The following is a 19,196-nucleotide window of genomic DNA, read 5'->3' as shown; positions in this document are numbered from 1 at the left end:
GGCAATGACAACACTCAGCCGAAAACAACGCGAGATCCAAGAGCGAGAAGGAAAAATCCTAGAGGTTGCCCGTGAGATGCTCTTGCGCGATGGCTACTTGGGGTTGAGTATGGATCGGATTGCCGAGGCCGTGGAATATGGCAAGGGGACCGTCTATCGCCATTTTCCCAACAAAGAAGACATTATTCTGGCCCTGGCAGTACAGACCCAAAAGAAACGAACCTCGTTGTTCCAAAGAGCTTCATTGTTTCGAGGAAAATCACGCGAACGGTTGACTGCCGTGGCGGTTGCCGGAGAGTTGTTCGTGCGGTTGTATCCGGATCATTTCCATGTCGAACAAGTAGTACGATTGTCTTCTATCTGGGAGAAAACCTCGGAGAAAAGGCAAGAAATATTGCGAACTTGCGAGCATGCTTGTACGGGGATAGTCGCCGGCATTGTGCGCGATGCGGTCGCTCAGGGCGATCTCACATTGCCAGGCAAGTTAACGCCTGAGGATATTGTCTTCGGCCTCTGGTCGATCTCGTTTGGCTCGTACACATTGATGTCGACCAGCAATTCCTTGCTTGACGTTGGGATCAACGATCCGGCTTTAGTGATTCGCGATTGCATCCATCAGATGCTTGATGGTTTTGGCTGGAAAGCATTATCGACCCAGCATGATTACGAAGCGGTCTTTCAAAAGGCTCTTAAGGAGACCTTTGCAGATGAATACGAACAGCTACTCGCCCTCCGGTGAGTCTCTTTTTGCCCGAAAGTGGACGAAGCGTCAACAATGGACGGTTCGTCTTGCTGCCGGTGGATGCATCGTAGCGGTGCTCATTGCGGCCGTAACACTAGCTTCTGGGTATGCTTCGCCAACGGCAGCAGCGATCCCCAGCACGCCTGAGCTAATTCCGGTGGAAGTCGTCACTTTATCGCCGCGTACCGAATATGCAGCTCATCGAAGCTATACCGGCACGCTGGTCGCTGCCCGGACCAGTACGCTCAGTTTTGAACTTGCTGGCAAGGTTGTTCATTTAGAAGTCGATCAGGGAGACGCCGTTTCTCAAGGGCAAGTCTTGGCCCGTCTCGACGATCGGCACCTGGCCGCTCGCATTCAGCAAACGGAAGCTCAACGTGCCCAACAGGCGGCCATTCTGGACGAGTTAATCGCTGGGCCTCGGAAGGAGCAGATAGCCGCTGCCGAAGCAGAAGTGCGTCGTTTAACGGCCCAGTTGAAGATGCAGCAAGCCACCAAAGAGCGACGACAGCGATTGATTGAACAAAACGCAATTAGCCAGGAATCGTTCGACGATGCCATCTTTGGAACCGATGCTGCCCAAGGCCAACTCGATTCGGCGCAAAGTCAACTAGAAGAACTCAAGGAAGGAACGCGGGTTGAGCAGATCGAAGCCCAGAAAGCTCAAGTCGCTCAACTCGACGCCCAACTTGCCGACTTGAAGTTGGAACAGGAAGACACCCTGTTGGTTGCTCCTTACCCGGGAACGATTGCGCAGCGGAATGTCGACGAAGGAACGGTGGTTACGCCTGGCATGGCCATCTATCGCCTGGTTCAGCACGAGCCAATCGAAGCTTGGTTTGGACTGCCCCCGGAAGTTGTCGGCCAACTTAAAAAGGGTGAGACGTTTCCGATTGATGTCGAAAATCAAACCAGGCTAGGTACCGTATCCGGCATTGTTCCCGAACTGGACAACATCACCCGCACGCAAACGGTGGTGCTGACCTTAGGGCCGGAATCATCGCAAAGGCTTGTTCCATCTCAGGTCGCTCGCTTGGTCTTGGAAAGTACCCGGAATGCAGACGGTTTCTGGCTTCCCAATTCCGCCCTGCTGCAAGGTTCGCGTGGGTTGTGGTCGGTTTACGTCGTGGAAGAAGCAGGGACGATCGCCCGTCGTGAGGTCGAAGTTCTTTATAGCGAAAGCGAACGCTCCTTTGTCCGAGGAACCTTGCTACCGCAAGAACAAGTGGTTGCTTCAGGAATCAACCGCCTGGTACCAGGTATGCAAGTGCAAATTGTCTCCGCTCAAAAAACTCCCTAAAAGGGAAAGCGATGTTCAACGCGTTTTTTCGTGATAAGCGACTGCTCGTCCTATCGATTGCCATCATCATTGTGGCGGGACTCTCTTCCTACTTTGTGCTGCCTCGGCTCGAAGACCCGACACTCACACCCCGCTTTGCGATTGTAACCACCCTGTTTCCTGGGGCCCGAGCCGACCGTGTCGAGGTGCTGGTCAGCGATCGGATGGAGGAAGAGCTGCAAGAGATCGAAGAGATCAAGGAAATTCGTTCGACCAGCCGAGCTGGCGCTTCGGCGATGGTGATCGAGTTACGGGACGATGTTTACGAAGTGGGAGAGGTCTGGTCTCGGATTCGCGATAAAATCGACGACGCCAAGACGCTGTTCCCGGCTGGTGCGGGCGAGCCGGATATCGAGATGATCACGACCAAGGCCTACGCGACCATCCTGGCCTTGAAGTGGACGCTGGACGATAAGCCGAACTATGCAATCCTCTTGCGGCTGACCGAACAACTTGAAGATCGCTTGCGGGCGATTTCAGGGACCGAAGATGTCGAAACGTTTGGTAATCCGGAAGAAGAAATCGCCGTCGAAGTTCGTCAGGCTCAGTTGGCCAGTGTGGGGCTAACCGCCGCCGACGTGGCACAGCAGTTGGCGGCCAGCGATGCAAAGCTTTCTGCCGGCCAGGTGCGTTCGAGCGAGTCTGACTTCTTGATGGAAGTCGACAGCGAACTCGATTCAATCGACCGAATCGCCAGCACGCCAATTCGCTACGGCAGTGGAGGAAGTTTTGTCCGCCTGGGGGATGTTGCCACGGTGCAAAAAGGGATCGTCCAACCTCCGGCAAGCATGTCGATTGTGCAAGGGAAACCGTCAGTAATTATCGGAACGTTGGTTCGCAGCGATATTCGACTTGATCTTTGGAATGAAGAAGCCAAACAAGTAATTGCCGACTTTGAAGCACACTTGCCGCGTGGGGTGGAAGTCGCCCACATGTTCGAGCAAGGTCCCTACGTGGAAGCCCGGCTGGTCAACTTGTTGTGGAACTTGCTTATGGGAGGAGCGGCCGTTGTTTTCGTGATTTTCTTTCTCATGGGTTGGCGCAGTGCGGTTGTCGTGGGAACGGCCCTCCCTTTATCGGCTTTCATGGTGCTGGCTGGCATGCGGTCCATGGAGATTCCTATGCACCAGATGTCGATCACCGGGCTGATTATTGCCTTGGGGCTGCTGATCGATAACGCGATTGTGATGGTCGATGAAGTGAAGACCCGCATGGAAGAAGGAGACGAAGCCGCGCACGCCGTGGCGGCGGCTACGCGTCACCTGGCGATACCCTTGTTTGGCAGTACCCTGACGACTGGTTTGGCGTTTGCGCCCATCGCCCTTATGCCTGGTCCGGCGGGTGAATTCGTGGGAACAATCGCGACAAGTGTGATGCTGGCGATTACCAGTTCGTTTCTCTTGGCGATGACGGTCACGCCAGCCCTGGCCGCGATTTTCGAGAACACCTCCGATGCGCTCGGTCGGCATTGGTGGATCAATGGGTTGCATAGCCCGAAGTTGACCCTGGCGTGGCAAAATACGGTCGACTTTCTCTTGCGGCGTCCGTTGTTCAGTATTGGGATATCGATCTTCTTGCCGCTGCTGGGGTTCGTTCAGGCACGCTTGCTGCAAGAGCAGTTCTTTCCTGCGGCGGATCGAAACCAGTTTCAAATCGAACTGGAACTCCCTCCCCAAGCATCTATTTATCACACCGAAGCAGTTGCAAAGAAGCTGAGTCAAATCGCTTTGGCGCACCCTGAAGTCACCGGTATCGATTGGGTGCTAGGTCAAAGTGCCCCGTCGTTCTATTACAACATTGTCAAGCGACGCGAAAACAATGCTCCGTATGGGCAGGCGATCGTGCACTTGAAGTCGGCTGAGGTAGCGCAGGAAGTGATTAACACCCTGCAAAAGACATTCGATCGGGAAGTGCCTGAAGCCAGAACGATCGCACGACAACTAGAGCAAGGTCCGCCGTTCGATGCACCGGTTGAACTGCAACTGTTTGGGCCCGATTTGTACGTGCTGCGTGAACTGGGTGAAGAGATACGGGCTCAATTGGCTTTAATTCCTGAAGTTTCACATACTCGAAGCGACTTGGGAGATGACTTACCGAAGTTTGCGCTGGTCTTAGACGAAGAAAAAGCCCGCTTGGCGGGACTCGATCATACTCAAGTCGCCCGGCAACTGGCCGCCGCTACCGAAGGAGCCCTAGGGGGAACCGTGCTTGAGGAAACAGAAGAGCTTCCCGTTCGGGTTCGGTTGCCTAAAGCAGAGCGTGCCAAGTTGTCCGATATCTCGTCGCTCGATCTGATTTCGCCGTCGATCAACGGGGAAGGCCCGCTGAAAACTATTCCTTTATCAGCAATCGGTTCCTTGGAACTCAAGCCTGAGATATCTGCGGTGACTCGGCTCGATAAGCAGCGAATGAACGAAGTAAAGGCCTATCTGCGCGCGGGCGTCTTGCCTTCGGTGGTGCTGGGCAAACTGCAAGCCCGGATGGAGTCGGCAGGCATTGAACTGCCGCCTGGCTATCATTTGTCTCTTGGCGGCGAAGCCAAAGGACGAAACCAGGCCATCGGCAACTTGATGTCGAGTGTCGGCGTGCTTATGGTTTTGATGGTCGCCACGCTGGTGCTTTCCTTTAGCTCGTTTCGGGCGGCAGCGCTGATTGGTTGTGTTGGTTTCCTGTCGGTCGGGCTCGGATTGGCCTCGCTTTGGCTCTTTGGATTTCCGTTTGGGTTCATGGCCATCATTGGAACGATGGGGCTGATTGGGGTGGCGATTAACGATTCGATCGTTGTTTTAGCGGCCCTACGTGAAGACGAAAAAGCCCGAATTGGAGATCCCTTGGCCGTGCGCGAGGTCGTCATGAAAGGGACACGCCATGTCGTCGCCACCACAGCGACAACGGTGGTGGGCTTCATGCCGCTGGTCTTAGCAGGGGGTGGTTTTTGGCCGCCGTTGGCTATTGCGATTGCCGGGGGGGTGGTCGGCGCGACAATCTTAGCACTTACGTTTGTGCCGACCGTTCACATGGTGTTTGCGAACCCGGCTGTTCTGTCCTGGTCCGGACACAAAAAGTCAGCGTCTGCCAGATCGGCCGCGACAACGCAGGCCGATCCGGTTTCGGAAGACGGGTTACCCCAATACTCTTAGTTATCGCTAACTGTTTTCTTTGAGATAACCATCTCGTCGAACAAACGGTTTTCGATGTCGTAGGCCTGGAACTCTAGCTTGGTTCCATTGATCCGGACCATGACGTAATGATGACCACGGCGAACCGTGTTCATGAAGAAGGGGCGAACCGGGCCTGGGGTTTCTAGGTTGCCCCCACCACCACCGACAATCATATAAACCGGGGCTCCTGCGACGACGGCCTTGTTCTCGCGAACCGGCCAGGTTCGTTCGTACGAATGGATGTGACCATTCCAGACGATATCGACGTTGTACTTCTCGTACAGCGGAACCAATTGCCGCGCGTCTAAGTCACCTCGGGTCGATTTGTTCGTCTTCCAGAGATTGCCATAATCATTCTCGTCGGAAGAGTAGGGGGGATGGTGGTGGCAAACAAACTTCCACGTCGCATCCGATTCCGACAACGCTTTCTCTAGCCATTTGTACTGCTCGGAATCGGGACCAACATTCCGGTTCGAGTCGATCATAAAGAAATCGGAGTTGCCGAAACGGAATTGGTAATAGTATTCCGGAGCAGGCAACGAAAAGTAATCGTAGTAGAACTTTGCATCTTGTTCGTGGTTGCCCAACACTGGGAAAGTGGGAACATGCCGCATCAGTGGGTTCATGCTTGGGAAGAAATGTTGCGTCCAATGCGATTCATTCTTTCCGGTGCTGACCAGGTCGCCAGCGTGAAGCAAGAAGCTTGGACGCTGAGCCCAAGCATAATCACCGACGGTGCCGCTGACTTTAGGGTTGCCTTGGGTATCGCTAATCACGGCGAAAGCAAACGGCGTGTCGCGTTTGACAGCCGTTTGAAAGGTGGCAACTTCGCTTGAAAGAGGTTCGTCCTCTGGTTTTAAGCGGGTTTCGGTGCGATAGAAGTATTGGGTTTCTGGTTCCAAGCCCTCGATTTTAATCTCGTGAATCTCCTTCGCGTCGGCAACCTCAATCTTTTGGGGGCATTCATCCGTTTCACCATAGTACAGCGTGGCCGAGCCAGGGCGGTTGGTGCGCCACATCACCGTCATCGAGGTTTGGGTGCCGAACTGCAGGTAAGGCTTCATGACGAAGTCAAGCGGTTCCTGTACTTCTTCGGCTGGCAGCGAAGTGAGGTTGGCATTGTGTTCGAAGTCGTGGGCGACCCAAGCTGGTTTAGCGGCCAGATCGTAGAGCACGATTTCACGAATGCGGCCTTTGTGTCCGTTGACCTCGTCGGAGTCGCAGAACGCACCTAGCACGAATGGTGTTTGCTCCGGGTAGTAAATCGGCCCTGCCTGGGCATTGCTTTCCGCATCGAGTTTGCCGTTAACAAACAACTGCATCAGCTTGCCGTCGTAGGTGGCGACCACGTGATAAAGCTTGCCCTTTTCGTACTTTGTTTTACCGGCCAGGTAGGTCAAGCGATCCGTTCCCTCGGTGCCACGCAAAGCGAACGTGAAGACTTCTTCGTTGTAACCGACGACCCAGCCTGATTCGTTCTTGCCGTTGTCTTGGACCACGCCAATGAGTCCACCCCATTTTTGTGGCTGATCGATCGAGGCAACCAACGAAACGGTCATGTGTTCGGTGGGAAGATATTTCTGGGCGTCTTTGTGATTTTCGGCTAAGAGAACCCCGCTTTCGCCGCCGGCGAAATACAACGTTTCATCATACTTCTTGCCTAGAATCTGATGCTTGCCAACGATCGTCCCATCAGGGCCGCGACGGGCACGTAGGCTGATCGCTTTGTCGGACTGGGGAACGATCGATTCCGAATCGAACCGCCAACGAGCAAGCGGATCAGGGCCATCGTGTGCCAGCACTACCTGCGTAGTCGATAGCAGCACGATCGCCAAAGTGGGTAACCAGGCAAAACGCATGATGAAAATTCTCCAAGGGAAAGTTGATTGTTGTTTGAGTGGGCTAGGGTGCGCTTAGGCTGTGTGGGCCAGTTGATCTTAGTGGCGATCGCTCACCGGCGTGCCGTGTAACGCTTCCAGGTGTGCTGAATCTTTCCAGCGATGAATGATCGCTTCAGAGAACGCCAACGCGAGAGTCATACCGTTGCCGCCGAATCCATTGACGACTAACACGTCAGGGCAAACTTCCCGCACGAAGCACATCTGGCTCGGGTGTTTGGCGTACAGACCGCTCCAGCGGCGGGCGATGTTCCAATTGGGGACATCGATAATCTTACGCAGCTCTTGCAACATCAACGCATCGATTTCCGCCTTGTCGGTTGGTTCGATATCGTCGTTGTATTCGTGCGAATCACCCAAGATCAAACCACCCCCGTCCGCTTGCGAGGCCATGACGTGGATGCCGTATCGGTCGAGTTCCGGGCAAGCTTGGGCGATCCGTTCTTTTACCGCAGCCAGAGAAGGGCAGCCGATGAACGAAGGATAGTGTCGTAGCGTGAGCCCGCTGGCAATGTGTGGCCCCAACTGCCAATTGGCTGGTTGCGCTTCGGTGAGCAACATCTGCAGCTTGCACAAAAGCAGTCGTTCGGCTTTGTGGATTTTGGGGAACAAATATTGAAAGTAGGCCCCTGTGGCGATCACGATGCGCTTAGCGGTAAACGACTGGCCGTCTGCCGAAAACGCTACGCCAGATTCGACCTTGGTGATCGGTGTCTCGAAGTGGAATTGCACCCCCAGTGTCGTAGCAAGGTAGGACGTTGCGGAACTGATCGCAATCGGAGGGGTGACACGCAGCTCGCTACGGCAATAGAGGCCACCTTGCAAATTGGTTTGATTGGCAGCCGAAGTCAGTGCAGCGATTTGTTTTGAGGTGACCAGTTCGATATCGAGGCCATCGGCAGCGGTTGAAGCAGCAAACTCCTTCAGCACGGCCATCTCGTCTTCATGGTGTGCCAAGTGGAGCGAGCCGCAAGTGTGCACCGGAAATCCAGCGGCTGCACCTAGTTCTCGCCACAAAGAACGGCTGCGGAGGGCGAGAGCCCGCTGAGGTCCGGCTGGCTGACCGACCGGCCAAACCATGCCAAAGTTGCGAATGCTGGCCCCTTCGGCTCGTGAGTTGTTATCGAAGACCGCCACCGATTGGCCTTGTTTGGCCGCTGCCCAAGCATGCCCCAGACCGACAATTCCACCACCGATGACAATTAAGTCGAAATCCATAAACGTGCGCGTCCTTTTGCAGAGATATTATCCTGACCGGTTGCTTGTTTCCGCCAGCGGAATCGGCCAGAGCTACTGATGATGGACGATTATGTCAGCCCAGGGGACGCGCGACGATGACATTTTGCGTCGATTTGATTGATGATTTGCCCCCTCGTCTTAACTTCATCTTGACGAAGTTGGTCCACATACGTGATTTTCTGGTTATTGCAGCGCGCACGCGAAGATAGCTTCATGTTGCAGACGTTTGGCGGTAACAGAAACTAAAAGAGCGAACGCAGGTTAGCCCAAAGCTACTTCAATCTTTTCGCAAATCTGTTCGACGTTTAGCCCGTCGCACGCGATCGTGATGTCGGCGTATTCGGAGTAGAGTTGGTTGCGCTCGTGGAAGAGATGCTCTAGTGTTTGCCCCGGTTTTAAGGCAATGCCGCGCGTGGCCATGTTCGACAAACGCTCTTCGAGGGTCTTTAGGCCGGTCTTTAAGAAGACAACCTGGCCGAGTTTTTTCAAGTGGGCCATCCCCTCCGGCCCGTAAACAACACTGCCGCCGGTGGCTACCACATGATAGTCAACGTCAACGCTTAATACGGCTTCTTCCTCGATCTGACAGAACGCTGCGAAACCCTCAGAGTCCATTATCTCTTGCAAGGTTCGCTGCTGCGTAGTTTGGATGATCAGGTCGGTATCGACGAATTGACGATTAATTCGTTTGGCCAAAACCACCCCAATGGTGCTTTTGCCGGAACCTGGCATGCCGATCAGAGTGACATTGTGGGAAGCTGCAGCGGCCATTGAGAATCCTGAAACGAAATATTCTGCGTGAAATCGTATTTGCTATCTCACGCGAAACCCCTTTTTTTGCCAAGACCGAATCGCCGCCAATTGAGGGCGAAAGACGAACAAATTGCGGACTTCCCAAAAATGGTTACTGACAGGGGAATCGGGATAGAATCGTGGCCCCGTCAAAGAGTAGAATTAGCCGGTTCGGATTCGCGCGAATCCTTTAAGTATGTCCCTGAGGCATCGTTCTATATGACCAAGAAGTCCGAGATCGAAAACAAGCTTGCAGTGAAACAGGCCCTTGCCGACAAATACCGTCGCATGGCAGGTCGCACTCACAGTGTTCCGGCTAAGGCCAAGTTTCTTCGCCGCAGCGAATGTTACCAGCGTCAAGCTGGCGTGATCGGCAAAGCCCTGGCCATCTAAGTATTGGCTAGGCAAACCTCTTGCGGCCAACACTCAGTTGGCCGCGACTGAACGCAAAACGCTCGGCACGTTTTTGGGAACGTCCCGAGCGTTTCTTTGTTTCGCTTCGCATTTCCTGGTCGCAAATTCCAGCGACTAGAAAATGGCAACGTTAGGAAGCCGCAACCGTTTTATTACCAGACGGCTGCTGTAGCGTGAATTCCGGCAAGCGGACCAGTTCGCCACCTTTCATGGTCGATTCGTGGGCACAGATGCCAACGCAAGTCCAGTTGGCGGAGGTTACCGCATTAGGACGTGGGTCGCGATCTTCCAGCAGGGAGCTGATCATCTCGTTGACCAAGTGGGGGTGCGATCCGCCGTGGCCGCCACCTTGGATGAACGAAAGATGCGCGGCATCTTCGATCGACTGCGTAAACTTCTGAATCGGTTCGGGCAGCAAGTGAGCAAAGTCGGGAATTTCGACATGCGAGGCGATCTCTGGCTCTGGCTTCTTGGCGGTATGCAGCACGTGCGGTTCCCCTTCGACGAGCGACCACTCGAAGCTTTGCTTGGTGCCGTAGACATCGAAGCTTTCTCGATATTGACGAGCCGTATCGAACAGGAATCGCCAGATGTGGGCGGCGACGTCGCTATCCTTGATCTTGATATGGCACGATTCGACCGCGTAGGGGTTGCCGGACTTCTTGGCCAGTTCGTTGTTGATGCTGCCTGAACCGAAGCAACTAACGTACTCGGCCAGCCCATCCACCAAGCCCAGCACTGGGCTGACAACATGCGTGGCGTAGTGCATTGGGATCATTCGTTCCCAGTATTCCGGCCAACCTGCCATGTCTTGCGGGTGCGAAGCTTGCATGTACTGGATCTTGCCCAGTTCGCCCGATTCGTACAGTTGCTTGATGAAGAGGTATTCACGGCTGTAAACGACCGTTTCGGCCATCATGTACTTCAGGCCCGTTTCGGCAACTTTTTCGACAATTTGACGGCATTCGTCGATTGTCGTGGCCATCGGAACGGTACACATGACGTGTTTGCCGGCATCAAGGGCCTTGAGCGACATCCACGCATGGTCAGGAATTGGGGAGTTGATATGGACGAAGTCGACTTGCGGATCGGCTAAAACGTCGTCGTACGACGTGTATCGCTTCTCGATACCGAACATATCCCCCGACTTCTGCAAAGCGGCCTCATCACGTCGGCAAATCGCGTACACGTTGGCGTTGGGGTGGGCTTGATAAATCGGAATGAATTCAGCTCCGAATCCGAGTCCGATCATTGCCACGTTAAATGTCTTGTCACTCATGTTCTGTACCTGAGAGGGGTAAATGACGAGGTGTAGGTTCGAGGGTTGATCCTTTTTAACCTACAAAATATGTTAACAATAGCCATGAGAAAACCCGCAAACTAATGGAGATATTTCACAGCGGAGGGAGATTTGCCGCCATAAATAGGCTATCATGCGATTCTCAAAGTCCATTCTTCTCATCTTTATCATCTTTTTGCTTCCTTCGACACGAGGACGACATCATGATTCCGCCTCGCAAAGAGGTTGCCCTGCTCATCGAAACTTCCAATGAATATGCGCGAGGGCTACTCGATGGTGTCGTGCGTTATATGGAAGAATTTCAGCGCTGGTCAATCTTCCTGCCCGAGCAAGGCCGTGGAGCGAAACCGCCGAAGTGGCTCAAGCAATGGAAAGGGGACGGGATCATTGCGCGGATCGAAACTCCTGAGATTGCAACGGCCATGAAGCAGATGCCGATGCCGATCGTCGATGTCAGCGCCGCGCGTCTCATGCCCGACTTGCCCTGCGTTGAAACGGACGACCGCGCGATTTGCCAACTGGCGGTCGAACACTTGCTGCAGCGTGGTTTTGCCAACTTTGCTTTCTGTGGCGATTCGTCGTTCGCGTGGAGTAAGTGGCGCGAGAAGTATTTTGTCGAGGCGCTTGCCGAGCAAGGCTACGGCTGCCATGTGCTCGATCTGCCAACCAGTGAAGACGGCAAGGAATCAAACCCTCGGAACATGCAACGGCTCGATCGATGGATCGAGCGGCTGCCTCAACCGATCGGTATCATGGCATGTTACGACATTCGGGGCCAACTCCTCCTGGAAGCTTGTCGCGAGTTGGAAATTGACGTCCCACGTCAGGTAGCAGTCATCGGTGTCGATAACGATCGGCTGCTGTGCGATCTTTGTTCGCCGCCACTTTCCAGCGTGATCCCTGATAGCCGTCGTACCGGTTTTGAAGCGGCTCGCTTGCTCGACCAGATGATGAAAGGGGAGCCGGTTCGGCATAAACAACTGTTCATTCCCCCGCTCGGCGTGGCTACCCGGCGTTCGACCGACGTGCTGGCAACCGACGATCCGTTGGTGGGCATGGCGATGCAGTTCATCCGTGAACATGCTTGCGATGGAATTAACGTGGGAGATGTTCTAAAAGCGGTTGAAAGTACCCGCCGAGTGCTTGAATACCGTTTCAAGCAAATCACCGGCCAAACCCCGCACGAAGCGATCGTGCATCAGCGGATCGACAAGGTCCGACAATTACTGCACGACACCGACCTTAGTATTGGCGACATCGCAGACCGGGCCGGCTTCGAGCATGTCGAATACATGAGCGCTACTTTCCGGAAGAAGACCGGCCTCTCACCAACCGCCTATCGCCGCAAAGTTCAGCCGAGCTAACAGCACGCGGGCCTAGGGCATCATTTCCAATCGCGCGAGTTCTGCTCGGGCGAAATCGACTTCGGCTAACGTATATAAGGCTTCCGCATCTTGGGGGGCTATCGCCAGGCAAGCGGCCAGGTTTTGCTTGGCAGCCGCATATTGTTCGAGCGATGTTTAAATCTGGGCTCGGATGATCAAGGTAATGGTGTCTTCAGGTGCCATTTCCCAAAAGCGTTTAAATCGATCACGGAACTTTCGAGATCGCTCAAGCAAAATTTGTCGAGACCAGCGAGATACCCTCTGTGGCAATAATCTACTCGCCAAGTTGATAGGTTTCGTCTGCTGCCAGCAGCAGACCACCATACAGCGACGTGAAACCAGCAATCAAAAAAGTGCCCAAGCGTTGCATTGTGATGCCTAACTATTGGGGGAGCGTTCAGAAAAGTGTGGTAACTAGTGAAACGCTGCCTTCATCTTCTAAGCGGTTGCCGCTTCGACGGCACATCTTTACACTGAAAAGCCACCGCAAACCTTGTATCAAATGAGACAGTGATCCGGATTTTGCGGTTTGATCACATTCAACCAGGCGAGGCAATGGAATCAACCTCCACCGTCACATCCGACCAATTGCTGGCGACCATGCACAAATATTGGGGCTACGAATGTTTTCGCCCCTTGCAGCAGGAAGCCATGCAATCGGTGCTGGACGATCGCGACTCGGTCGTCGTTATGCCGACTGGCGGAGGCAAGTCGCTTTGTTACCAAGTGCCGGCCCTCTGCAAGCCTGGCTTGGCGGTGGTGGCGTCGCCGTTGATTTCGTTAATGAAAGACCAGGTCGATGCCTTGGCAGCATGCGGCATTCGGGCGGCGTGCATCAACAGCACAATTACCTTGAGTGAACGCCGCGAGATTGCAGCTGATATTCGTAGTGGAGCGACCAAGATTCTTTACCTGGCCCCTGAGCGCCTTTTGTCCGAGCGGACGCTTGATTTCCTGGCCGAAGCGAACGTTTCGTTCTTTGCGATCGACGAATCGCACTGCATTAGCGAATGGGGGCACGACTTCCGGCCAGAATACCGCATGATGCGGATGCTGAAGGACCGCTTCCCAGGCGTTGGGGTGCATGCTTACACCGCCACAGCGACCGAACGCGTGCGACAAGATATCGCCCAGCAGTTGGGCTTGGTTGATCCTGAATTGCTGGTCGGTTCGTTCGACCGCCCGAACCTGATGTACCGGGTCGTGCGGCGGAAAGATCGTTTCGCCCAGATTCAAGAAGTAATCGCCCGCCACCCTAACGAATCAGGCATTGTCTATTGCATCCGCCGAGCCGATGTCGAATCGATTGCCGAACAACTTAATAGCGTCGGCATCAAAGCACTCCCTTACCATGCTGGCCTCAGCGACGAACAACGCCAAGACCATCAAGACGCGTTCATCAAAGAACGGGTCGACGTCGTCGTTGCCACGGTGGCGTTTGGTATGGGTATCGATAAGTCGAACGTTCGCTACGTGGTCCACGCCGGGATGCCCAAGTCGCTGGAAAGTTATCAGCAGGAAAGTGGCCGGGCCGGACGTGATAGCCTGGAAGCGGAATGCGTGTTGCTGTATTCCAGCGGCGACATGATGACCTGGAAGAAAATGCTCGGCGACCTGCCTGACGCAGCACAGAAATCGGCGTTCCATTCGCTGGAAGCCCTCGATCATTTCTGCATCGGCACCGAGTGTCGCCATCGTATGTTGGTTAGCTACTTCGGGCAAGAACTCGAAGAAGAAGAGTGCGAGGCCTGTGATGTTTGCCTGGGAACGGTCGATCTGGTCGAAGATGGGCTGGTGCTAGGTCAGAAGATCTTGTCGTGCATTGTCCGGACCGGTGAACGTTTCGGTGCGGATCACAATGCTAAAGTGCTGTGCGGCTCACGCGATAAGCGGGTGCTTGAATTCGGACATGACGAATTAAGCACTTACGGCCTGCTTCAAGATCAAAGCATCCGCGCCGTTAGGACCTGGATTGAGCAACTGGTGGGACAGCGTTTCCTCTCGAAGACGGGGGAATACAACATTCTGAAGCTGACCGACAGCGGACGCCAATTGCTGCGCGGCGAGATCACTCCGAAGCTCACCAAGGCGGAAGCCGAGAAAGCGGATAGCCCCAAACGCAAAGGGAAGGCCGACGATTGGGAAGGTGTCGATCGTGGGCTGTTTGAATCGCTGCGGACGCTGCGACGAGACAAAGCGGCCGAGGCGGGCATCCCGGCGTACATTGTGTTCGGTGATAGCTCGCTTCGCGAAATGGCGCGGCATCGTCCCTCCACGCTCGAAAGCTTCCGCTTAATGAAAGGGGTCGGCGATAAAAAGTGCCAAGACTACGGCGAGACGTTCACCCAGCACATTGTCGCTTATTGTCAGCAAGAAGGTCTGGAAGTCGATGCGCTGGAAACCGAGGTGGTCGCTGCCCCTCGCCGAGAACCGCCCAAGAATCAATCACCGGCCCTCAAAGATGCGTTCACGCTGTTCGCTAAAGGGAAAATGGTGGACGAAGTCGCCGCGATTATCGGTCGGGCCAATACTACCGTCCAGGGCTACCTCGAACAGTTCATCCGCGAACAAAAGCTGGAAGATCCTACCGCCTGGGTTACCGGTGAAACGGCCCGCCGCGTGGAAGCCGCTCTGGAAGAATGCGGCCAACGAGCACTCAGGCCCATTTACGAACACCTGGGAGAAGAAGTGCCGTACGAAGAAATCCGGATTGTGATTGCCTGTTTACAGAACCGGGAATCGGCTTGAGGTAGCCAGTGAACGCCCCATCGGCAGACGACCAGAAAGCGGAACCCAAGACAGACCGTAGCCGACACGCCGAACCTTGGTGGTGGGATGGATGTGCCCTGCAACTGTTCGACGGATGCGGCGTCGGCTGCTTACTGATGGTCTTCTTTATACCCGTTTCTAAAGCTGGTGACGTCGGAGGATGACGGCGAGTTTCGAATTCACTGGGCAGACGGAATTGGGGTAATCGCCTTGTTTTCCGTACTACTCGCCTACGAGGTGCAGTGGGCCGGACAACTCAACATGCTTCAGCAGATGGGAGTCTCGCTGCTCATTGGATTAACGTGGGGCGGTGTCATGGCGATCCTCCGGCTGAATTTCATTGGCTGTTTGTCGGGATCAATATAGTGCCGATCTGGTGGTTTTTTGCCGCAGTCGTACGGTTTTATGCGGGGCTTTGATTCCGTTGAACTACGCTGCTTTGAAAACAACAACATTGAGTGCGATAGATCTGGGCAAGAAACACAAAAGCACGTCGACATCGCGTTAGGGAGAAAAACGCAACGTCGACGTGCTTAGAGGCAACTTCAAAAGGTTTACAGTTCTTGAGCTTGAATCATCCAGAGATGTTTCTCCAGGGCGCTGGAAACCGCGATCAGCATGTCCTGGCTTACCAGGTCTAAGTCGTCAAGTTTTTCAATTCCTTCACGCAGCTCGCCAATGGTCGTTTGCAAGGCATCGGCGACCGCTTGAATGGTTCCATCGACGCTGACGAAGCCGGTATCGTACGACTTCAAAGGCGTCTCTTTGGCGACGGTGCTCGACCGCCCATCGGGAGAAAAACCGATCATCACAATCCGCTCGGCCACTTCATCGGAAGCATCCCGGGTGGTCAGGATGATCTCGTCAAGCTGGAGATGGATCGAACGGAAGTTCTTTCCCACAACATTCCAGTGAGCTTGTTTCAGCGTTAGGGAAAGATCGATCAAAGCGATCAAATTTTTTTGAAGTTCTTCCGAAGTCGGTTTGGCTTTATCTTCTGGCAGGACGTGGCGTTTGAATTTCATGGTCACGGGGACTCTCCTGGTTGTTGATATGCGAACAGTATGAGGCTCGCCAGAAAGCTCTGCCGAACGTCACCAGCGAATGTGAAAATGGCGTGCCAAAGATCGTGAAAATCGCTATAGATACCGCGATATCTTAACGGGACCGAATTAGGTCGCTAATTCGTCGGCAGATTCACTGGTCGATGGGCGATACCCTGATTTTCAGGGGGTACCAAAAGCTTAGCCCGCAGTGGTTGAGGGGCAACCAAACTGACGGCAAACAGTTCGGCTAGGCAAGAGGTACTAGGCAGGGAGGCCTAATTTTACCTAGGCGGATTCCAATCGGCCATTTCCGATTGCCCATAGATCATTTACAATTTGGTAAATCCCTGGCCAGGAGGCGTTTATGCCAAAATTGTTAGTCATCGACGACGATCGCACCGTTCACCGTTTGGTGGAAAAAACCTTTGAAGAAACAGGGGTAACGACGGTTTGTTGCAGCCTAGCCGAAGATGGTTTGAACCTGATTCGGACGGAATCCCCGGATGCGCTCCTGCTTGATATTATGCTGCGGGAAGCCAATGGTTTAGAGTTGGCCACGCAGATTCGCCACTTAGACCCAAAATTGCCCATCATCTTCATCACCGCGATGAACGATAGTGATACCGCGATTCAGGCCATGTCGCGCGGGGCGTACGACTACTTGCTGAAACCCCTCAACAAGCAGGAAGTTCAGGACCTAGTCGAACGGGCTTTTGATACCCGGCGTTTGATGCAGTCGCCCGTCCACATGCAGGAAGCGACCTCGTCCAACGAGCAAGGTGATTTGCTTGTTGGACGTAGCCAAGGGATGCTGGACGTTTATAAGAAGATTGGCCGAGTGGCTCCCCAAGATGTGGCTGTCATTATCTTGGGTGAAAGTGGTACCGGCAAAGAGCTTATCGCTCGGGCCATCTATCATCACAGCAGCCGCCGAAACGAATGCTTCATGGCGATCAACTGCGCCGCGTTGTCCGATACTTTGCTCGAGAGCGAGCTGTTTGGGCATGAAAAGGGAGCATTTACTGGGGCCGACCGTCGCCATATCGGAAAGTTCGAGCAGTGCAACGGCGGCACGATTTTCCTCGACGAAATCGGTGACATGTCTCCCTCGACGCAAAGCAAAGTGCTGCGGCTGCTGCAAGAGCAGAAGTTCGAGCGTGTGGGCGGGACAGAGACCATCGAGACCGACGTCCGAATCATCTCGGCCACCAATCGTGATCTTGAACAGATGATTGAAGACGGCGAGTTTCGCTTGGACTTGTACCATCGACTCAACACATTCCAAATTAACCTGCCGCCGTTAAGAAAGCGTGGTGGGGATGTGCAGTTGTTGCTGGAACACTTTTTGTCACGCTTCAATAAATCGCTGAAAAAGCATATTTCGGGAATCTCCGACGAAGCCGTTAAAATGCTGCTTGGCTATTCCTGGCCTGGCAACATCCGCGAATTGCAGGCCGTCTTACGTAAAGCCATGTTGATGGCCGTGGGACCAGTGCTTGTGCCAGAGTTTTTCCCCAGCGAGTTACATGGAGAGGGAGAGGACATTGCTCCCCCAGCCGAGGTCAAGCCGACGGCCAGACCCGGCGAAGACTTTCAGCTTTTCCTCAGTGAACTCGAAGCGGCCAATTCCACCGAGATGTATGCCGAAGCACTCGAGTGGATGGAACGCCAGTTGATTACCCGGGTGTTGACGGTCACCGAGGGGAATCAATCAAAAGCCGCAGAAAAGCTGGGCATTACGCGAGGAAGTCTTCGCAATAAGATTCGCTCGCTGAACATCTCAATCGACCACGTCATCAGTTCGGATGAATAGTATCGTTTGAGGCTTTGCTCCTTGGACGAACTGTTGGCGTACGTTTGTATTCTTGCGCTTGAAGATTGCGTAGACGGTTAAAGCTGTCGCGAATCTCAAGCAACTTAAGCAGATGGGTGGTGAGCCGTTTTCGCCAAGCAGAATCAGAAATCTGGTCGATCAACGCTCGAAAACGGCGGATCATCCGTTCTTCTGTCTGAATGATCTCGCACATGACATAGCGAGATCGCGATAGATCCCCAAATTCTCGTAAACGTTGACCCAAGGCGCGAATCTGGTTGAGAAATGGAGTGGCCAAGGGGGTTTCGTTGCGGAGATCGCCTTGTGCCAACTTCAGCAGTTGCGTCTCTAAGTCGCCATGTTCGCTGGCCAAATGGTATAGCTGCATGGCCATTTCCGTGTTGCTTACCTTCCCAGCAGAGTCGAGCAGAATCTGTTGATATTCACGGAGACCTTCTACGACCTCAGCAAGGATTATCTGGTGACCTAATTTAGGCATTTCAGGAGCATTCATTTCGAGACCTTCACCTTTCGGGAGAGTTTGCGTCAATTGAAATGAACAGCATGTGGTTGCAAAAGGGAAGCTCTTTGGGAGGCATGGGTAGGGAATTCATAAACGAATTGAAATGCAATAAGTACGAATTCCAAGGACGCCTGGGGTCGTCCTGCTGGTTGCTAACGCACACGTCCTGTTTGTTCTTAACAAGAGTTTCCTTGCTGTTCGCACAATAAAAGAAGGAGGGCCCATGGGGCTGCCCTCCTCACTTTATTGGCTCAAGTTTGGTTGATTAAGCTGCTCAGTAGAGTCAGCTTCTACAACCTAAACCTAAGCTACTGGACGGCGAACGGCACCGCCGATCAAACCGATCACAAATAGGACGATAAAGACGAAGAACAAGATCTTCGCGATCCCTGTTGCGGCCCCGGCGAGACCACCAAAACCAAGTGCAGCGGCGATCAGAGCGATAACCAAAAATGTCAGTGCCCAACTCAACATGATAAAGTTCCTTTATGGAAAGACTTCTGAAATGGTCGTTTGTTCAATCTCGCGGAGTCGATTGTCGTCTCCGTCGTTTGACTGACTATTACTAATGCACGCCCCGTGCCAAAACTCGAGGAATCGTGAATAAGTAGCTATTTCGAGGCGAAAACGGCTTGCTGCTTCGGGTGGCAACCAACTTGTATAGGAGTGTGTGGTCTCACTGGAACCAGAATGGTTCGGAAGAAGCTAAAGTGGCGATTGGCAGCTTCGATTTGCCTGACCGGAGGCAAGTGAGACGCCCGGCGAGTCGTGGCGT

14 protein-coding genes are annotated in these 19,196 nt (G+C 53.8%); 7 read left to right on the top strand and 7 right to left on the bottom strand.

All coding sequences use genetic code 11. The features are described 5' to 3' along the window. Positions 1 to 4: 4 nt before the first annotated feature. Genes DTL42_RS02930 through DTL42_RS02920 form a run of 3 tightly spaced genes read left to right on the top strand, consistent with a single transcriptional unit; the run spans position 5 to position 5,221 of the window. Positions 5 to 739, top strand: a complete 735-nt coding sequence (locus DTL42_RS02930; RefSeq protein ID WP_114367187.1) for a TetR/AcrR family transcriptional regulator — start codon at positions 5 to 7, stop codon at positions 737 to 739. Continuing rightward, complete coding sequence (locus tag DTL42_RS02925) at positions 708 to 2,042, top strand: efflux RND transporter periplasmic adaptor subunit (protein WP_158545204.1); 1,335 nt, start codon at positions 708 to 710, stop codon at positions 2,040 to 2,042. Before DTL42_RS02930 ends, DTL42_RS02925 begins: the two co-directional genes overlap by 32 nt. An 11-nt stretch (positions 2,043 to 2,053) precedes the next feature. Further along, entirely contained in the window at positions 2,054 to 5,221 is a 3,168-nt protein-coding gene (locus tag DTL42_RS02920) for an efflux RND transporter permease subunit (protein WP_114367185.1), read from the top strand. Here DTL42_RS02920 and DTL42_RS02915 read toward each other — a convergent pair. The 3 genes from DTL42_RS02915 to DTL42_RS02905 form a co-directional block, all read right to left on the bottom strand. After that, positions 5,218 to 7,101 (bottom strand): metallophosphoesterase, encoded by a 1,884-nt coding sequence (locus DTL42_RS02915; RefSeq protein WP_114367184.1) that lies wholly within the window; start codon positions 7,099 to 7,101, stop codon positions 5,218 to 5,220. The two genes, DTL42_RS02920 and DTL42_RS02915, sit on opposite strands and share 4 nt — an antisense overlap. 78 nt (positions 7,102 to 7,179) lie before the next feature. After that, a complete protein-coding gene (locus DTL42_RS02910) occupies positions 7,180 to 8,358 on the bottom strand; it encodes a TIGR03364 family FAD-dependent oxidoreductase (protein ID WP_114367183.1) in 1,179 nt (392 codons plus the stop codon). Positions 8,359 to 8,640: 282 nt separating this feature from the next. After that, a complete protein-coding gene (locus tag DTL42_RS02905) occupies positions 8,641 to 9,150 on the bottom strand; it encodes a shikimate kinase (protein ID WP_114367182.1) in 510 nt (169 codons plus the stop codon). Positions 9,151 to 9,390: 240 nt separating this feature from the next. Here DTL42_RS02905 and DTL42_RS26175 point away from each other — a divergent pair, with 240 nt between their 5' ends. Beyond that, on the top strand, positions 9,391 to 9,564 hold the full coding sequence (locus DTL42_RS26175; RefSeq protein WP_158545203.1) for a hypothetical protein: 174 nt from the start codon (positions 9,391 to 9,393) through the stop codon (positions 9,562 to 9,564). Positions 9,565 to 9,715: 151 nt separating this feature from the next. Here the strand turns inward: DTL42_RS26175 and DTL42_RS02900 are convergent, their stop codons facing one another. Then, on the bottom strand, positions 9,716 to 10,864 hold the full coding sequence (locus DTL42_RS02900; protein ID WP_114367181.1) for a Gfo/Idh/MocA family protein: 1,149 nt from the start codon (positions 10,862 to 10,864) through the stop codon (positions 9,716 to 9,718). A gap of 224 nt (positions 10,865 to 11,088) precedes the next feature. Between DTL42_RS02900 and DTL42_RS02895 the strand changes: the two genes are divergently transcribed. Then, positions 11,089 to 12,249, top strand: a complete 1,161-nt coding sequence (locus DTL42_RS02895; RefSeq protein WP_114367180.1) for a xylose operon transcription regulator XylR — start codon at positions 11,089 to 11,091, stop codon at positions 12,247 to 12,249. Between the two features lie 576 nt (positions 12,250 to 12,825). Next, positions 12,826 to 15,018, top strand: coding sequence for a DNA helicase RecQ (gene recQ, locus DTL42_RS02890; RefSeq protein WP_114367978.1), 2,193 nt, complete (start codon positions 12,826 to 12,828; stop codon positions 15,016 to 15,018). Positions 15,019 to 15,593: 575 nt separating this feature from the next. Here the strand turns inward: recQ and dps are convergent. Beyond that, positions 15,594 to 16,064 carry a DNA starvation/stationary phase protection protein Dps gene (dps, locus tag DTL42_RS02880; protein ID WP_114367178.1) on the bottom strand — a complete coding sequence of 157 codons (471 nt, stop codon included), beginning with the start codon at positions 16,062 to 16,064 and terminating at the stop codon, positions 15,594 to 15,596. A gap of 385 nt (positions 16,065 to 16,449) precedes the next feature. Here dps and DTL42_RS02875 point away from each other — a divergent pair, with 385 nt between their 5' ends. Further along, on the top strand, positions 16,450 to 17,898 hold the full coding sequence (locus DTL42_RS02875) for a sigma-54-dependent transcriptional regulator (protein WP_114367177.1): 1,449 nt from the start codon (positions 16,450 to 16,452) through the stop codon (positions 17,896 to 17,898). Here DTL42_RS02875 and DTL42_RS02870 read toward each other — a convergent pair. Both DTL42_RS02870 and DTL42_RS02865 read right to left on the bottom strand, forming a co-directional pair. After that, positions 17,882 to 18,412: a hypothetical protein gene (locus DTL42_RS02870; protein WP_114367176.1), complete on the bottom strand. Its 531-nt coding sequence runs from the start codon at positions 18,410 to 18,412 to the stop codon at positions 17,882 to 17,884. The two genes, DTL42_RS02875 and DTL42_RS02870, sit on opposite strands and share 17 nt — an antisense overlap. Before the next feature lie 312 nt (positions 18,413 to 18,724). Continuing rightward, entirely contained in the window at positions 18,725 to 18,895 is a 171-nt protein-coding gene (locus tag DTL42_RS02865) for a DUF1328 domain-containing protein (RefSeq protein WP_105352314.1), read from the bottom strand. Between the last annotated feature and the right edge of the window lie 301 nt (positions 18,896 to 19,196).

Origin of the sequence: Bremerella cremea, assembly GCF_003335505.1 — a bacterium.
Classification (GTDB): Bacteria; Planctomycetota; Planctomycetia; order Pirellulales; family Pirellulaceae; genus Bremerella; species Bremerella cremea_A.
This window is presented reverse-complemented; position numbering and strand designations above follow the sequence as displayed.

Excerpts from the sequence above, each read along its gene's own strand:
- DTL42_RS26175 (WP_158545203.1), top strand. The coding sequence starts at position 9,391 with ATGACCAAGAAGTCCGAGATCGAAAACAAGCTTGCAGTGAAACAGGCC.
- DTL42_RS02925 (WP_158545204.1), top strand. The coding sequence starts at position 708 with ATGAATACGAACAGCTACTCGCCCTCCGGTGAGTCTCTTTTTGCCCGA.
- DTL42_RS02875 (WP_114367177.1), top strand. The coding sequence starts at position 16,450 with ATGCCAAAATTGTTAGTCATCGACGACGATCGCACCGTTCACCGTTTG.
- DTL42_RS02895 (WP_114367180.1), top strand. The coding sequence starts at position 11,089 with ATGATTCCGCCTCGCAAAGAGGTTGCCCTGCTCATCGAAACTTCCAAT.
- dps (WP_114367178.1), bottom strand. The coding sequence starts at position 16,064 with ATGAAATTCAAACGCCACGTCCTGCCAGAAGATAAAGCCAAACCGACT.
- DTL42_RS02920 (WP_114367185.1), top strand. The coding sequence starts at position 2,054 with ATGTTCAACGCGTTTTTTCGTGATAAGCGACTGCTCGTCCTATCGATT.
- recQ (WP_114367978.1), top strand. The coding sequence starts at position 12,826 with ATGGAATCAACCTCCACCGTCACATCCGACCAATTGCTGGCGACCATG.
- DTL42_RS02905 (WP_114367182.1), bottom strand. The coding sequence starts at position 9,150 with ATGGCCGCTGCAGCTTCCCACAATGTCACTCTGATCGGCATGCCAGGT.
- DTL42_RS02915 (WP_114367184.1), bottom strand. The coding sequence starts at position 7,101 with ATGCGTTTTGCCTGGTTACCCACTTTGGCGATCGTGCTGCTATCGACT.
- DTL42_RS02865 (WP_105352314.1), bottom strand. The coding sequence starts at position 18,895 with ATGTTGAGTTGGGCACTGACATTTTTGGTTATCGCTCTGATCGCCGCT.
- DTL42_RS02930 (WP_114367187.1), top strand. The coding sequence starts at position 5 with ATGACAACACTCAGCCGAAAACAACGCGAGATCCAAGAGCGAGAAGGA.
- DTL42_RS02910 (WP_114367183.1), bottom strand. The coding sequence starts at position 8,358 with ATGGATTTCGACTTAATTGTCATCGGTGGTGGAATTGTCGGTCTGGGG.
- DTL42_RS02870 (WP_114367176.1), bottom strand. The coding sequence starts at position 18,412 with ATGAATGCTCCTGAAATGCCTAAATTAGGTCACCAGATAATCCTTGCT.
- DTL42_RS02900 (WP_114367181.1), bottom strand. The coding sequence starts at position 10,864 with ATGAGTGACAAGACATTTAACGTGGCAATGATCGGACTCGGATTCGGA.